We start from the raw sequence: 16,460 nt of genomic DNA, 5'->3' as shown, positions 1-16,460 counted from the left end.
ATCATCCACCTGGACGGGCCGGTTGCGTGGCTTCCAGGAGTTCGGCGAGTTCCACGAGGTCGGTGCCGGTGAGGCGGGGGAGGGCGCAGCCGGAGAGGGTGCGGCAGGCGTCCCGCCAGGGCGGCGGGATCGAGTCACCGCCGCCGAGGGCGCCGGTGAGTGCGCCGGCCAGGGCGGGGGCCGAGTCGGCGACCCGGGAGAGACAGGCGGCGGCGGGGACGGCCTCGGCGATCCGGCCGCGCGCGGCGGTGGCGAGGGCGAGGGCGACCGGGACGGTTTCGGCGGCGGCGATGCCGTAGCTGTAGACGTGGTCGACGATTTGGTGTTCGAGGAGGGGGACGAGGGCGAAGGCGGTGTCGGCCGTGGCGGTGAGGGTCAGGGCGTGCCGGGCGTTGCGGCCGATCTCGGTGGCCTCGGGGAGTTCGGCGAGCGCGGCGGCCACGCAGGTCTCCACCTCGGCGCCGACGAGGGCGAGGGCGAGGGCCGCCGCCATGGCGCGGGCGCCGTGCACTCCGTCGCCGTCCTGGGTGTAGTGGGCGTCGAACTCGGCGAGGTCGGCGGCGCGTTGGGGGTCGCCGGGGTGGGCGACGGCGAGTGCGCAGGCGCGGACGCAGGCGGCGTCGTCGAAGTAGTGCGGGTTGTCGTGGCCGGTGGCGGGCGGGCGCAGACCGGTCGCGAGGTTGCCGAGGCCGGCGCGGACGGAGATGCGGGCGCGCAGGGGGAGGACGGCCGACTCGATCTCGGGGGCGCGTTCCGCGGCGGCGGCGACCTCGGAGGCCATGGCGGTCCAGGTCAGGTCGATGGCGGCGCGGGTACGGAGCTCACGGCTGAGGTCGGCGAGGGCGGTGTCGTCGCCGGCACGCAGGACGGCCTCCGCGGCGAAGGCCGCCCACTCGGCGTCGTCGGAGGGGCCGAGGCGGAGGGGCTCGGGGGGCTGGTTGAGGGCGATGGGGACGGGGAGGGTGGTGGTCGCGTTCTGTTCGGCGAAGGTGTCGAGTTCCCGGGTGAGACGGCGGGTCCACTCCGGCATGCGGGCGGCGCGGTGCCGGGCGGCGGGCCAGCCGGCGGCGTCGCCTGCGGCGAGGCCGAGCAGGAGCCCCTCGATACGACGCCGCATCACCGCAGCCCCTCGCCGCAGCCGCCCCCCAGAGGGCTCCGCCCCCGACCGCCCCGATCCCTCGCCCACCCACCACCCGACTCGGTTTCTTGAAGGGTCGGCGTCGAGGGTCGTGGCTCGGTGCGTGCGAAGTCCGCCACCGAAGTCCGCCGCTCGCCCGACAGGGAGACCGGGGCCGAGGGCCGCTCGGTCGGTGGAGATGTCGGTGCGGAGGTCCGTGGCTCGGTCGGCGGGTAGGCCGGGGGCGTGGGCTGCTCGGGTGCAAGGGAGGTGGGCGTCGAGGGTCGTGCTTCAGCGGATAGGGAGACCGGGGCCGAGGGCCGCTCGGTCGGTGGAGATGTCGGTGCGGAGGTCCGTGGCTCGGTCGGCAGAGGTGTCGGCGTCGAGGGTCGTGGTTCGGTCGGCAGGGAGATTGGGGTCGAGGGGGGCTCGGTCGGCTGAGAGGTGGGTGTCGTGGGGTGGGGGGCGGTGTGGGGCGGAGGGGGTGGGTCGGTTGGTGGGGAGGAGGTCGGGGCCGGTGTTCTCGGGGGCGCTCCTGTCAGGAGTGCCGCCACCTCCAGTACGTGTCGGCCCGCCATCGCCGGCAGGCAGCTTCCCCTCGCCGGGCCGATTGCCGCAGCCCAGTCCGGCGGGATCGCCTTCTCACCCTGCGTCGCCCCCGCCAGCGCCCCCGCCACCGCCGCCGTCGTGTCCGCGTCGCGGCCCATGTTGACGGCCGTCAGTACCGCGTCCCGGAAGTCGCCGTCCGCCGCCGCGTACGCGCCGAAGGCCAGGGCCACCGCCTCCGGGGCCAGGTCGGTCCACGGGTAGCCGCCGATGACGACCGCGGAGCGCACCGCCCGTTCGCCCCGGTGGGCCACCGAGACGGCTCGGCGCAGGGAGCGTGCCGTCCAGGAGTCGTCCGGGATCACCGCCAGCGCGGCCGCGACCACCGCCGTCGGCGGGGCTCCCGCCATCGCCGCCGCCACGCCCGCCGCCACCGCCTGGCCGCCGTAGATGCCCTCGCCCTCGTGGCTCACCGAACCGTCGATCGCGACCAGCCGGGCCGCCTCGACGGGCCGGCCCGCCGCGAAGACGCCGAAGGGGGCCGCCCGCATGGCCAGGCCGTCGCTCCAGGCGTGCCGGTGCTGGGCGGAGATGGGGGCGGCGAGGCCCCGGCGGAGGTTCTCCAGGGTGCCCCGCTCGCTGAAGCCGGCGCCCTTGAAGGGGCCCTCGGCGCGGTCGGCGATCCACTCGTGCCAGGCCGCCTCGACATGGGCCGGGGTGAGTGCCGAGCCGTGGCGGGCGAGGAGCAGGCCGGAGAAGATCGCGTACTCGGTGTCGTCCGTGCCGGCCGGGGTGTCGGTGACGTACCCCGTGATGCGGCCCCAGCGGGCGCGGATCTCGGAGGGCTTCATGTTCTCCGCCGGCGCCCCGAGCGCGTCGCCCACCGCCAGGCCCAGCAGCGCGCCCCGTGCCCGGTCGTGCAGCGGGGAGGCGCGCTCGTCGGGGGCGGGGGCCGGCGGGGTGCAGACGATCGATGACATGGGCGGGCCTCTCCGGGAGGGGCTTCGCGCCGGGGCGCGGAACCGTTTGCGGATGTGTCCCACCAACGGCGGTTGACCGCAGCCTGCCGGGCCGCCACATCACCCGGTCGACATTTGTGCAGTACATCGCACAACTGAGTGGAGAAGGGTAAAGCCGCAGGTTAGCCGAGCCTTTCCTTGCTGGCGGCAGGGAATGGCGGGGCGTAGTGTCAAGGTTGTCAAAAGATGGAATCAGTCCAGACTTAGCTTTGCCTCAGCTTAGGTGAGGCATGTTCGAGACCTGTTGGGGGACCCGCATGGCCGTCATCGAGACCCAGGCGACGCTGCACGAGGCGCACCGCGACAACCACACCCACCGGGACGTGAACGGAGGGTGGCTGCGGCCCGCGGTCTTCGGTGCCATGGACGGGCTCGTCTCCAACCTCGCCCTGATCACCGGCGTCGCCGGCGGGGCCGTCAGCCATCAGACCATCGTCATCACCGGACTCGCGGGGCTGGCCGCCGGCGCCTTCTCGATGGCCGCCGGCGAGTACACCTCCGTCGCCTCGCAGCGCGAGCTCGTCGAGGCCGAGCTGGACGTGGAGCGCAGGGAGCTGCGCAGGCATCCGCAGGACGAGGAGGCAGAGCTCGCCGCGCTCTACGAGGCGAGAGGGGTCGACGCGCCGCTCGCGCGGGAGGTCGCCCGGCAGCTGTCCGCCGACCCGGAGCAGGCGCTGGAGATACATGCCCGCGAGGAGCTCGGCATCGACCCCGGCGACCTGCCCTCGCCGCTGGTCGCCGCCGTGTCGTCCTTCGGCTCGTTCGCGCTGGGCGCGCTGCTGCCCGTACTGCCGTTCCTGCTCGGCGCCGGCGCGCTCTGGCCCGCCCTGCTGCTGGCGCTCGTCGGGCTGTTCGGCTGTGGTGCCGTGGTGGCCAGGGTGACCGCGCGGACCTGGTGGTTCAGCGGTCTGCGGCAGCTCGCGCTGGGTGGCGCCGCGGCCGGTGTGACGTACGCCCTGGGCAGCCTGTTCGGAACCGCCGTAGGATAGCTGGACCGCTACTTATGCGTTGGGCCGCATAAGTAGCCGTTACTCGCTGGTTTCGAATGCTTAACCACTGGGCATGAGCCGTAAGCACCGCAGGCAAGGACGCCTGACGTGCACATGTGGGGTGTCGGCGACGCTCACCCCCGCCCCTGCGGACCGATGGACACGGATCTGTCCGGATCGGTCCCCCACCACCTTCACCGCATGAGCGGTACCCCGCCGTAAACCCCTACGGCGTCCGCATGTTGGAACGGTGTATCCAGTTCCCGAGAACCGCTCCATCATGTAACCTGCGTGAAATTTCGCAACAAAAACGCAGAGGGCCAGCGTCGTCCCTCGGCACCTGCTATATGCCACTGACGACGACGGGAGAGCCGATGCGTACGCCGCGCCAGCCGTCCCAGCACTCCACGAATGGCCTGAACTGGTCGTTCATGGATGCTCGCCCTGCTGCGCAGGGTATGTACGACCCCCGCAACGAGCATGACGCCTGTGGCGTCGGCTTTGTGGCCACCCTCACCGGCGAGGCGAGCCACGCGCTGGTCGAGCAGGCACTCACGGTTCTGCGCAACCTGGAGCACCGCGGCGCGACCGGCTCCGAGCCCGACTCCGGTGACGGTGCCGGACTGCTTTCCCAGGTGCCCGACGCCTTCTTCCGCGAGGTGGCCGGTTTCGAACTGCCGGCGGCCGGTTCGTACGCCGCCGGTATCGCCTTCCTGCCCGAGGACGGCACCCAGGACGCCATCTCGCGGATTGAGACGATCGCGGGCGAGGAGGGCCTCACCGTCCTCGGCTGGCGCGAGGTTCCGGTCGCCCCGGGGCTGCTCGGCGCCACCGCCCGCTCCACCATGCCGGTCTTCCGGCAGGTTTTCGTCACCGACGGCGCCAGCGAGGGCATCGCGCTGGACCGCAGGGCGTTCGTGCTGCGCAAGCGCGCCGAGCGCGAGGTGGGCGTCTACTTCCCCTCGTTGTCCGCCCGGACCATCGTCTACAAGGGCATGCTGACCACCGGCCAGCTGGAGCCCTTCTTCCCGGACCTGTCCGACCGCCGCTTCGCATCCGCGATCGCGCTCGTGCACTCCCGGTTCTCCACCAACACCTTCCCGTCGTGGCCGCTCGCGCACCCCTACCGCTTCGTCGCCCACAACGGTGAGATCAACACCGTCAAGGGCAACCGCAACTGGATGGTCGCCCGCGAGTCCCAGCTGGTCTCCGACCTGTTCGGCCCGCAGGAGAAGCTGGACCGCGTCTTCCCGATCTGTACGCCCGACGCCTCCGACTCGGCCTCCTTCGACGAGGTGCTGGAACTCCTGCACCTGGGCGGGCGCTCGCTGCCGCACTCGGTGCTGATGATGATCCCGGAGGCGTGGGAGAACCACGACTCCATGGACCCGGCCCGGCGTGCCTTCTACGGCTTCCACTCCACGATGATGGAGCCCTGGGACGGCCCCGCCTGTGTCACCTTCACCGACGGCTCCCAGGTCGGCGCCGTTCTCGACCGCAACGGTCTGCGTCCCGGCCGCTACTGGGTCACCGACGAGGGCCTGGTCGTGCTCGGCTCCGAGGTCGGCGTCCTCGACATCGACCCCGCCAAGGTCGTCCGCAAGGGCCGGCTGCAGCCCGGCAAGATGTTCCTCGTCGACACCGCCGAGCACCGCATCATCGAGGACGACGAGATCAAGGCGGGCCTCGCCGCCGCGGAGCCCTACGCCGAGTGGCTGGAGGCCGGCGAGATCGAGCTGAGCGACCTGCCCGAGCGTGAGCACATCGTGCACACCCACGCCTCGGTCACCCGCCGCCAGCAGACCTTCGGCTACACCGAGGAAGAGCTGCGCGTCATCATCGCGCCGATGGCCAAGGCCGGTGCCGAGCCGATCGGCTCCATGGGCACCGACTCGCCGATCGCGGCGCTCAGCGAGCGCCCGCGGCTGCTCTTCGACTACTTCACCCAGCTGTTCGCGCAGGTCACCAACCCGCCGCTGGACGCGATCCGGGAAGAGCTGGTGACGAGTCTGCGCTCGTCCCTCGGCCCCGCGGGCAACCTGCTCGACCCGAACGCCGCCTCGTGCCGCTCGGTCGTGCTGCCCTTCCCGGTGATCGACAACGACGAGCTGGCCAAGCTCATCCACATCAACGCCGACGGCGACATGCCCGGCTTCAAGGCCGCGACCCTGTCCGGCCTGTACCGGGTCTCCGGCGGCGGTGACACCCTCGCCGCGCGGATCGAGGAGATCTGCGCCGAGGCCGACGCGGCCATCGAGAACGGCGCCCGGCTGATCGTCCTGTCGGACCGGCACTCGGACGCCGAGCACGCGCCGATCCCCTCGCTGCTGCTCACCGCGGCCGTCCACCACCACCTCATCCGCACCAAGCAGCGCACCCAGGTGGGCCTGCTGGTCGAGGCCGGTGACGTCCGCGAGGTCCACCACGTGGCCCTGCTGATCGGCTTCGGCGCCGCGGCCGTCAACCCGTACCTGGCCATGGAGTCCGTCGAGGACCTGACCCGCGCGGGCACCTTCCTGCCGGGCATGGAGTCCGAGCAGGCCATCCGCAACCTGATCTACGCCCTCGGCAAGGGCGTCCTCAAGGTCATGTCCAAGATGGGCATCTCCACGGTCGCCTCCTACCGGGGCGCCCAGGTCTTCGAGGCCGTCGGTCTCGACACCGCGTTCGTCGAGAAGTACTTCAACGGCACCGCCACCAAGATCGGCGGCGTCGGCATCGACGTCATCGCCAAGGAGGTCGCCGCCCGCCACGCCAAGGCGTACCCGGCCTCCGGCATCGCGCCGGCCCACCGCGCCCTGGACATAGGCGGCGAGTACCAGTGGCGCCGCGAGGGCGAGCCGCACCTGTTCGACCCGGAGACGGTCTTCCGCCTCCAGCACTCGACGCGTGCCAACCGCTACGACATCTTCAAGAAGTACACGGACCGGGTGAACGAGCAGTCCGAGCGGCTCATGACGCTCCGCGGGCTCTTCGGCTTCAAGTCCGGTGACGAAGGCCGCGCGCCGATCTCCGTCGACGAGGTCGAGCCGGTCTCCGAGATCGTCAAGCGCTTCTCCACCGGCGCCATGTCGTACGGCTCCATCTCGCGCGAGGCCCACGAGACCCTCGCCATCGCCATGAACCAGCTGGGCGGCAAGTCCAACACCGGTGAGGGCGGCGAGGACCCGGACCGGCTGTACGACCCCGCGCGGCGCAGCGCCATCAAGCAGGTGGCGTCCGGCCGTTTCGGCGTGACCTCCGAGTACCTGGTCAACGCCGACGACATCCAGATCAAGATGGCCCAGGGCGCCAAGCCCGGCGAGGGCGGCCAGCTGCCCGGCCACAAGGTCTACCCGTGGGTCGCCAGGACCCGGCACTCCACCCCGGGCGTCGGCCTGATCTCGCCGCCGCCGCACCACGACATCTACTCCATCGAGGACCTGGCCCAGCTGATCCACGACCTCAAGAACGCGAACCCGCAGGCGCGGATTCACGTCAAGCTGGTCTCGGAGGTCGGCGTCGGCACGGTCGCCGCCGGTGTGTCGAAGGCGCACGCGGACGTCGTGCTCATCTCCGGCCACGACGGCGGCACGGGCGCCTCCCCGCTGACGTCGCTGAAGCACGCGGGCGGCCCCTGGGAGCTCGGCCTCGCCGAGACCCAGCAGACCCTGCTGCTCAACGGCCTGCGGGACCGGATCGTGGTCCAGACCGACGGCCAGCTGAAGACCGGCCGGGACGTGGTCATCGCCGCGCTGCTCGGCGCCGAGGAGTTCGGTTTCGCGACCGCGCCGCTCGTCGTCTCCGGCTGCATCATGATGCGCGTCTGCCACCTGGACACCTGCCCGGTCGGCGTCGCCACCCAGAACCCGGTGCTGCGCGACCGCTTCTCCGGCAAGGCCGAGTACATCGTCAACTTCTTCCGGTTCATCGCCGAGGAGGTCCGCGAGATCCTCGCCGAGCTGGGCTTCCGCTCCATCGAGGAGGCCGTCGGCCACGCGGAGGCGCTCGACGTCACCCGCGCCGTGAACCACTGGAAGGCGCAGGGCCTGGACCTGACCCCGCTCTTCCACGTGCCCGAGCTGCCCGAGGGCGCGGCCCTGCACCAGACCGTCCGGCAGGACCATGGTCTGGAGAAGGCCCTGGACAACGAGCTGATCAAGCTCGCCTCGGACGCCCTGGCCGCCTCCAGCGCCACCGACGCCCAGCCGGTGCGCGCCCAGATCAAGGTGCGCAACATCAACCGCACGGTCGGCACCATGCTCGGCCACGAGGTGACGAAGAAGTTCGGCGGTGCGGGCCTGCCCGAGGACACCATCGACATCACCTTCACCGGCTCGGCCGGCCAGTCCTTCGGAGCCTTCCTGCCGCGCGGTGTCACGCTCCGCCTGGAGGGCGACGCCAACGACTACGTCGGCAAGGGCCTCTCCGGCGGCCGGGTCATCGTGCGCCCCGACCGCAACGCCGACCACCTCGCCGAGTTCTCCACCATTGCGGGCAACACCATCGCGTACGGCGCGACCGGCGGCGAGCTGTTCCTGCGCGGTCGTACCGGCGAGCGGTTCTGCGTCCGCAACTCCGGTGCGCTGGTGGTCTCGGAGGGCGTGGGCGACCACGGCTGCGAGTACATGACCGGTGGTCACGCGGTGGTCCTGGGCGAGACGGGCCGTAACTTCGCGGCCGGTATGTCCGGCGGCATCGCCTACGTCATCGACCTGAACCGCGACAACGTCAACGCCGGCAACGTGGACGCCGTCGAGGCCCTGGACGACACGGACAAGCAGTGGCTGCACGACGTGGTGCGCCGGCACGCCGAGGAGACCGGCTCCACGGTCGCCGAGAAGCTGCTCGCCGACTGGGACGAGGCGGTGCGGCGGTTCAGCAAGATCATCCCCAGCACGTACAAGGCAGTGCTCGCCGCCAAGGACGCCGCCGAGCGAGCGGGTCTCTCCGAGACCGAGATCACCGAGAAGATGATGGAGGCGGCGATCAATGGCTGACCCGAAGGGCTTCCTGACGCACGGCCGTGAGGTCGCCCGGACCCGTCCCGTCACCGAGCGCGTCCAGGACTGGAACGAGGTCTACGTCCCCGGCTCGCTGCTGCCGATCATCAGCAAGCAGGCCGGCCGGTGCATGGACTGCGGGATCCCGTTCTGCCACAACGGCTGTCCGCTGGGGAACCTGATCCCCGAGTGGAACGACTTCGCCTACCGCGAGGACTGGACGGCCGCCTCGGAGCGCCTGCACGCGACCAACAACTTCCCGGAGTTCACCGGTCGCCTCTGCCCGGCTCCGTGCGAGTCGGCCTGTGTGCTCGGCATCAACCAGCCGGCCGTCACCATCAAGAACGTCGAGGTCTCGATCATCGACAAGGCGTGGGACGCGGGCACCGTCGCCGCGCAGGCCCCGGAGCGCCTGTCCGGCAAGACCGTCGCCGTGATCGGCTCGGGCCCGGCCGGCCTCGCCGCCGCCCAGCAGCTGACCCGGGCCGGCCACACGGTCGCCGTCTACGAGCGCGCCGACCGCGTCGGCGGCCTGCTCCGCTACGGCATCCCCGAGTTCAAGATGGAGAAGCGGCACATCAACCGCCGTATCGAGCAGATGCGCGCGGAGGGCACCCGCTTCCGTACCGGTATCGAGATCGGCCGCGACCTCAAGGCGACCGACCTGAAGAAGCGGTACGACGCGATCGTGATCGCCGCCGGTGCCACGACCGCCCGTGACCTCCCGGTCCCCGGGCGGGAGCTGAAGGGCGTCCACCAGGCGATGGAGTACCTGCCGCTGTCGAACAAGGTCCAGGAGGGCGACTACGTCACCTCCCCGATCTCGGCCGAGGGCAAGCACGTCGTCGTCATCGGCGGCGGCGACACCGGCGCGGACTGCGTGGGTACCGCCCACCGCCAGGGCGCGGCCTCGGTCACCCAGCTGGAGATCATGCCCAGGCCGGGCGAGGACCGGGCGCCGCACCAGCCGTGGCCGACCTTCCCGATGCTCTACAAGGTCACCTCGGCGCACGAGGAGGGCGGTGAGCGGGTCTACTCCGTCTCCACCACCCACTTCGAGGGCGACGAGGACGGCAACGTCCAGTGGCTGCACCTCACCGAGGTGGAGTTCATCGACGGCAGGCTGACTCCGAAGCCGGGCACCGAGCGCCGGATCCCGGCCCAGCTGGTCACCCTCGCGATGGGCTTCACCGGCACCGACCAGGACAACGGCCTGGTCGAGCAGTTCGGTCTCGACCTCGACGAGCGCGGCAACGTCGCCCGCGACGCCGACTTCCAGACCAACGTGCCGGGCGTCTTCGTCGCCGGTGACGCCGGCCGTGGCCAGTCCCTGATCGTCTGGGCGATCGCGGAGGGCCGCTCGGCCGCGAAGGGCGTCGACCGCTTCCTGACCGGAGCGAGCGAACTCCCGGCCCCGATCCGCCCGACGGACCGCTCGCTGATGGTCTGACCCACCCCTGAGAACGTCCCGTACAAAGGCGTACGGAACACCATGCGGCGCCTGCCCGCCAGTCCCCGACCGGACGACTGGGCAGGTGCCGCAGCAGTTCCCCGATCAAGTAACCTCGGCATCCCGACCGTGCATCCGGGGGAATCAGGGGGAGCGGGGATGGCCGCGATCAGTCCCAGCAAGGTGGCGCAGACCGCGCCCGCGCTCGTCGGCTCCTACCGCTCCGCCGGGATCTCCCTCACCAAGCACGGACTCGACGGACTCCGGGCCGCCGTCTACCTGGTGGTCGACTACTCCGGTTCCATGAAGCCGTACTACGCCGACGGCAGTGTGCAGGCCCTCGCCGACCGGGTGCTGGGCCTCTCCGCGCACCTGGACGACGACGGCCGCGTCCCCGTCGTCTTCTTCTCCACCGACATCGACGCGGTCACCGACATCGAACTCGCCGGGCACGAGGGCCGGATCGAGAAGATCGCGGCCGGGCTCGGGCACATGGGGAAGACCAGCTACCACCTGGCCATGGACGCCGTCATCGACCACTACCTCGACAGCGGCGCCACCGCGCCCGCCCTGGTCGTCTTCCAGACCGACGGCGGCCCGATCAACAAGCTCGCCGCCGAACGCTACCTGTGCAAGGCGGCCAAGCTGCCGCTGTTCTGGCAGTTCGTCGGCTTCGGCGACCCGCACAGCAAACAGTTCGACTTCCTGCGCAAGCTCGACGAACTGGTGGTGCCGGACAGGCGGGCGGTGGACAACGCGGGCTTCTTCCACGCCGGTTCGGACCCGATGAAGATGCCGGACGGCCGGCTGTACGACCTTCTCGTCGGCGAGTTCCCGCAGTGGCTGGCGGCGGCCCGGGCGGCGGGCATCGTACGAGCCGGCTGAGCCGACCGACTTCGAGCGGCACCGTTGGCTGTCGGGGGCCTGTCGTGCCACCCTGAGGGATGATCCGGCGGGGAGGCGACGCGACGTATGGACGACGCGGCACGAACGGTGAACGGCTCGGCACGGGTGGGGACTTCGGCGGGCAGGGAGAACCCGCCGGGCAAGGGTGAGAAGCTCGCGGACTGGGCCGACGGGCGGCTCGGGATATACGGCCTGGCCAAGGCCAACATGCGCAAGGTGTTCCCGGACCACTGGTCCTTCATGCTGGGCGAGGTCTGCCTCTACAGCTTCCTCATCCTGATCCTCACGGGCATCTACCTCACGCTCTTCTTCGAGCCCAGCGGCGCCGAGGTCGTGTACCACGGCTCCTACGGGCCGATGAACGGCATCATCATGACCAAGGCGTACGAGTCGACGCTGCACATCAGCTTCGACGTACGCGGCGGACTGCTGATCCGGCAGATCCACCACTGGGCGGCGCTGGTATTCGTCGCCGGGATGCTCGTCCACATGATGCGGGTGTTCTTCACCGGCGCCTTCCGCAAGCCCCGCGAGGTCAACTGGCTGTTCGGCTGGACCCTGCTGTTCCTGGCCATCCTCACCGGCCTGACCGGCTACTCGCTCCCCGACGACCTGCTCTCCGGCACCGGCGTCCGGTTCGCCGACGGCGCGATCCTGTCGATCCCGATCGTCGGGTCGTACATCTCGATGTTCCTGTTCGGCGGGGAGTTCCCGGGCCACGACATCATCTCCCGGTTCTTCCCGATCCACGTCCTGCTGCTCCCCGGGATCATGCTGGGACTGGTGGTGGCCCATCTGATCCTGGTCTTCTACCACAAGCACACCCAGTACCCCGCGCCCGGACGCGACCAGAAGAGCGTCGTCGGCATGCCCTTCCTGCCGGTCTACATGGCCAAGGCCGGCGGCTTCTTCTTCCTCACCTTCGGCATCCTCGCGGTCATCGGCGCCATCGCCACCATCAACCCGGTGTGGGCCTTCGGCCCCTACCGTCCGGACCTGGTGACGACCGGCGCCCAGCCCGACTGGTACCTCGGCTTCTCCGAGGGGCTGATCCGCGTGATGCCCGGCTGGGAGATCAACGCCTGGGGCCACACGCTGGCGCTGGGTGTCCTCATCCCCTTCTCGGTCTTCCCGCTCTTCCTCGTGGCCATCGGCGTCTATCCGTTCGTCGAGGCGTGGATCACCGGCGACAAGCGCGAGCACCACATCCTCGACCGGCCGCGCAACGTCCCCGTCCGCACCGGCCTCGGAGTGGCCTGGCTCAGCCTGTACTTCGTCCTGCTGATCGGCGGCGGCAACGACATCGTGGCCACCCATCTCCATCTCTCCATCAACTCGATCACCTGGTTCGTGCGGATCTCCGTCTTCGTCGTTCCCGTGCTCGCCTTCATCGCCACCAAGCGGGTCTGCCTGGGCCTGCAGCGCCGGGACCGCGACAAGGTGCTGCACGGCAGGGAGACCGGCCTCATCAAGATGCTTCCGCACGGCGAGTACATCGAGGTCCACGAACCCCTCAGCCAGGGCAGCCTGTTCGTCCTCACCCAGCACGAACAGAACCCGCCGTACGAGATCGGCCCGCTGGAGGACGCGAACGGGGTGCGCCGAAAGGCCACGGTCGTCCAGCGGGTACGCGCGAGCCTGGCGAAGGGCATGTTCGGCCCGGACACCCACATCCCGAAGCCGACGCAGGAGGAGTACAAGGAGCTCACGAGCGGCGATCACCACTAGGCGTCGCTTCAGGGGCGCGGGGCTGTACCGGATATGCGGCTACCGCCGCGTGGGCGCCCCGCCCCCCACCGGCCCGCAGTTCACGTACGGCCGTGGAGAACCGTGTCTCTGCACTCCTCCGGCGTCCCCCAAGCCGCCCGCAACGCCCGCGCCTTGGTCAGCCACAACGACAGGTCGTACTCCGCCGTGTAGCCGATCGCCCCGTGCAGTTGCAGCGCGGCCCGCGAGCTGAGGTACGCCGCCTCGCACGCGCCGAGCTTCGCCGCGGCCACATCCGACGGAGTCATCGTCACCGCCGCCCCGAAGACCACCGGCCGGGCCAACTCCAGCGCGATCTTCACATCGGCCAGCCGGTGCTTGACCGCCTGGAACGAGCCGACGGGCACCCCGAACTGACTCCGCTGCCTCACATACGCCACCGTGCTGTCGAGCAGCGCCAGCCCGACCCCCAGCGCCTGCGCGGCCACCGCCAGCCGCGCCCAGGTCAGCGCACCCGCCCAGGCCGGCTCCGCGCTGATCAGCTCACCGACCGGGGCGAGCGGGGTGAGCCGGCGCGCGGGGTCCAGGGACCGGCGTACCGCACCGGCGCCGGGGGACAGCCGCAAGCCCTCCGGCGTCGCGGCGAGCCGCACATCCGCCGCGTCCCCGTCCAGCGCGTACCCGTACCCGTGCTCGGCGACCGTCACCGTCGCCAGGGTCTCTCCCGAGGCGATCCCGGGCAGGAACCGCTTGGCGAGATCCGGGCTCTCACCGAGCAGCACCGCCGCGGCCACCGTCTCCACCAGCGGCCCGGGTACCGCATGCCGCCCCAACTCCACGAACGCGAGCGCGAGCTCGACGGCCCGGCGCCCCTCCCCGCCGTACTCCTCGGGCACCGCGAGACCGAACACCCCCGCCGCGCCGATACGCCCCCACAGGGCCCGTCCGCTCCTGTGCTCCCCGCGGCTCCACTCCCGTATCACCGCCGGAGTGTCCGCCGCCGTCAGCAGCGCCCGCAGGGAGGCGGCGAAGTCGCGCTGCTCGGGGTCGAGGAGGAAACGCATCTCAGCGGCGTCCCTTCGGCAGGCCGAGCAGGCGCTCGGCGATGATGTCGCGCTGGATCTCGTTGGTGCCCGCGTAGATGGGCCCGGCGAGGGAGAAGACGTATCCCTCGGACCACGAGGTGTCCGCCGACTCGCCCTCCGGGCCCAGCAGATCGAGAGCCGTCTCGTGCAGTGCCAGGTCCAGCTCGGACCAGAACACCTTGTTCAGGCTGGACTCGGGGCCGAGCGCCTCGCCGTCCAGGAAACGGGAGGCGGCCGCGTAGGTGAAGAGCTGGTAGGCGCGGGCGCCGATGACCGCGTCGGCGACCCGGCCCGCGGCGGACTCCGGGGCGCCCCGCGCCCGCCACAGGTGCAGCAACCGGTCGGCGGCGGCCAGGAACCGTCCCGGTGACCGCAGCGTCAGCCCTCGCTCGTTGGCCGCCGTCGACATCGCTGTCCGCCAGCCCTGGCCCGGCTCGCCGATCACGTCCTCGTCGGGGACGAACGCGTCGTCCAGGAAGAGTTCCGCGAACGCCGGTTTGCCGTCGAGGCGGCCGATCGGGCGGACCGTGACCCCCGGGGCGCGCAGGTCGAACATCAGATAGGTGAGCCCCTGGTGCGGCTTGGGCGTGTCCGGATCGCTGCGGAACAGGCCGAACGCGCGGTCGGCGAACGCGGCCCGTGACGACCAGGTCTTCTGGCCGCGGAGCAGCCAGCCGCCGTCCGTCCGCACCGCCCTGGAGGTGAGGGAGGCCAGGTCGGAACCGGCCCCGGGCTCGGACCAGGCCTGCGCCCAGACCACCTCGCCGGTGGCCATCGGCGGCAGCACCCGGGCGCGTTGTTCCTCCGTGCCGTGGTCGAAGAGGGTCGGGGCGAGCAGGCTGACGCCGTTCTGGCCGACCCGGCCTGGCGCGCCCGCCGCGTGGTACTCCTCCTCGAAGACCAGCCAGCGGATCAGCCCCGCGTCCCGGCCGCCGTACCGCTCGGGCCAGGACACCACCGACCAGCGGTCCGCGGCCAGTTCGGCCTCCCACGCGCGATGTGCCGCGAAGCCCTCCGCGGTCTCCAGGGAGGGGAGCGGCGGGTCGGGTACATGCTCCGCCAGCCAGGCGCGGGCTTCGGCGCGGAACTCCTCGTCGGCCGGGGTGTGGGTCAGGTCCACGGTCGTCGTCACCGTCCTTCCCTAACAAGTGTTTGGTAGGTTAGCGTGGGCCCATGACAGGCGTCGAGAGTCCGGAATACGTGCCCGGGCACGGGCTGCTGGAGGGGCGCACCGCCGTCGTGACCGCCGCGGCCGGGGCGGGGATCGGCGGTGCGACCGCGCGCCGCTTCCTGGAGGAGGGCGCGCGCGTGCTCATCAGCGACGCGCACGCGCGCCGGCTGAAGGAGTACGAGGCCGAGCTGTCGGGTGCGCATCCGGGCGCCGTGACCGCGGTGCCCTGCGACGTGACCGACGAGGGGCAGGTGCGGGCCCTGTTCGACACCGCCGTACGGGACCACGGGCGGCTGGACATCGTCGTCAACAACGCGGGCCTGGGCGGGACTTCGACCCTGGTCGACATGGACGACGAGCAGTGGGCGCGGGTCCTGGACGTCACTCTCAACGGCACCTTCCGGTGCCTGCGCGCCGCCCTGCGGCTCTTCCGCGAGAGCGGACGGGGCGGGGTCGTCGTCAACAACTCCTCCGTCGTCGGCTGGCGTGCCCAGGCCGGGCAGGCGCACTACGCCGCCGCCAAGGCCGGGGTGATGGCGCTGACCCGGTGCGCGGCCATCGAGGCGGCCGAGTACGGAGTGCGGGTCAACGCCGTGGCGCCCAGCCTCGCCATGCATCCGCACCTGGTGAAGGTGACCTCCGCCGAACTGCTGGCGGAGCTGACCGCGCGCGAGGCCTTCGGGCGGTATGCCGAGCCCTGGGAGGTGGCCAACGCGATCGTCTTCCTGGCGTCCGGCTACTCCTCGTACCTCACCGGAGAGGTCGTCTCCGTCAGCAGTCAGCATCCCTGACCACCGGAGCGCCGACAATGGACCCGTGCCGACCAAGAAGAAGCCCCAGGTGACCGCCACAAGCAGGCGCGCGGCCGCCGCCGCGCCGGCTCGACGCCGCGAACTCCTCGAAACCGCCGCCGAGGTCTTCGCCGAGCAGGGCTACAACGCCACCACCGTACGCAAGATCGCGGACCACGCGGGCATGCTCGCGGGCAGTCTCTACTACCACTTCGACTCCAAGGAATCGATGCTGGAGGAGATCCTGCGGACCTTCCTCGACGAGCTCTGGGGCGGCTACGACACCGTCCTGGACGCCGGGCTCGGTCCCCGCGAGACCCTCGAAGCCCTGGTCACCGAGTCCTTCCGGGAGATCGACCGGCACCGTGCCGCCGTGGCGATCTACCAGAAGGAGAGCAAGCAACTGGTCGCGCAGGAGAGGTTCACCTTCCTCGCCGAGTCGCAGCGCAAGTTCGAGAAGGCGTGGCTGTCCACGCTGGAGCACGGGGTCGCCGCGCGCGTCTTCCGCGCCGACCTCGACGTCCGGCTCACCTACCGGTTCGTGCGCGACACCGTGTGGGTCGCCGCCTCCTGGTACCGGCCCGGCGGACAGCACAGCCCGGAGGAGATCGCCCGGCAGTACCTGTCGATGGTGCTGGACGGGATCGCCGTCCGTGAATAGCTCACCCATTCGCTGAAAACCCCTTTCTGTCGAGGG

At 71.1% G+C, this 16,460-nt stretch carries 10 protein-coding genes and 1 pseudogene; 7 read left to right on the top strand and 4 right to left on the bottom strand.

What is annotated here, in order from left to right:
* Window position 1: 1 nt before the first annotated feature.
* Window positions 2-1,117: an ADP-ribosylglycohydrolase family protein gene (locus ABZ642_RS13905; protein WP_360482133.1), complete on the bottom strand. Its 1,116-nt coding sequence runs from the start codon at window positions 1,115-1,117 to the stop codon at window positions 2-4.
* 539 nt (window positions 1,118-1,656) lie between these two features.
* Window positions 1,657-2,643: pseudogene (locus tag ABZ642_RS13900) on the bottom strand (ADP-ribosylglycohydrolase family protein); the annotation flags it as partial.
* 296 nt (window positions 2,644-2,939) lie between these two features.
* Between ABZ642_RS13900 and ABZ642_RS13895 the strand changes: the two are divergent.
* The 5 genes from ABZ642_RS13895 (at window position 2,940) to ABZ642_RS13875 (ending at window position 12,737) form a co-directional block, all read left to right on the top strand.
* On the top strand, window positions 2,940-3,671 hold the full coding sequence (locus ABZ642_RS13895) for a VIT1/CCC1 transporter family protein (protein ID WP_360482499.1): 732 nt from the start codon (window positions 2,940-2,942) through the stop codon (window positions 3,669-3,671).
* Between the two features lie 374 nt (window positions 3,672-4,045).
* Window positions 4,046-8,650 (top strand): glutamate synthase large subunit, encoded by a 4,605-nt coding sequence (gltB, locus tag ABZ642_RS13890; RefSeq protein ID WP_360482130.1) that lies wholly within the window; start codon window positions 4,046-4,048, stop codon window positions 8,648-8,650.
* Entirely contained in the window at window positions 8,643-10,103 is a 1,461-nt protein-coding gene (locus tag ABZ642_RS13885) for a glutamate synthase subunit beta (RefSeq protein WP_360482127.1), read from the top strand. The genes gltB and ABZ642_RS13885 overlap by 8 nt, the downstream gene beginning before the upstream one ends.
* A 159-nt stretch (window positions 10,104-10,262) precedes the next feature.
* A complete protein-coding gene (locus tag ABZ642_RS13880; RefSeq protein WP_360482124.1) occupies window positions 10,263-10,988 on the top strand; it encodes a VWA domain-containing protein in 726 nt (241 codons plus the stop codon).
* A gap of 87 nt (window positions 10,989-11,075) precedes the next feature.
* Complete coding sequence (locus ABZ642_RS13875) at window positions 11,076-12,737, top strand: cytochrome bc complex cytochrome b subunit (protein ID WP_360482121.1); 1,662 nt, start codon at window positions 11,076-11,078, stop codon at window positions 12,735-12,737.
* A gap of 80 nt (window positions 12,738-12,817) precedes the next feature.
* Here ABZ642_RS13875 and ABZ642_RS13870 read toward each other — a convergent pair whose 3' ends face one another.
* Both ABZ642_RS13870 and ABZ642_RS13865 read right to left on the bottom strand, forming a co-directional pair.
* The gene (locus tag ABZ642_RS13870) at window positions 12,818-13,780 is read right to left on the bottom strand and encodes an acyl-CoA dehydrogenase family protein (RefSeq protein ID WP_360482118.1); all 963 of its coding nucleotides are present in this window, start codon (window positions 13,778-13,780) and stop codon (window positions 12,818-12,820) included.
* A gap of 1 nt (window position 13,781) precedes the next feature.
* Window positions 13,782-14,921 (bottom strand): acyl-CoA dehydrogenase family protein, encoded by a 1,140-nt coding sequence (locus ABZ642_RS13865; protein WP_360482496.1) that lies wholly within the window; start codon window positions 14,919-14,921, stop codon window positions 13,782-13,784.
* Between the two features lie 53 nt (window positions 14,922-14,974).
* Here ABZ642_RS13865 and ABZ642_RS13860 point away from each other — a divergent pair, with 53 nt between their 5' ends.
* Together ABZ642_RS13860 and ABZ642_RS13855 are read left to right on the top strand one after the other, a co-directional pair.
* Window positions 14,975-15,763: an SDR family oxidoreductase gene (locus ABZ642_RS13860; protein WP_360482115.1), complete on the top strand. Its 789-nt coding sequence runs from the start codon at window positions 14,975-14,977 to the stop codon at window positions 15,761-15,763.
* 25 nt (window positions 15,764-15,788) lie between these two features.
* A complete protein-coding gene (locus ABZ642_RS13855; RefSeq protein ID WP_360482112.1) occupies window positions 15,789-16,424 on the top strand; it encodes a TetR/AcrR family transcriptional regulator in 636 nt (211 codons plus the stop codon).
* Window positions 16,425-16,460 lie beyond the last annotated feature (36 nt).

It is taken from the genome of Streptomyces sp. NPDC007157, from assembly GCF_040634235.1.
In the GTDB taxonomy this organism is placed as follows: domain Bacteria; phylum Actinomycetota; class Actinomycetes; order Streptomycetales; family Streptomycetaceae; genus Streptomyces.
This window is presented reverse-complemented; position numbering and strand designations above follow the sequence as displayed.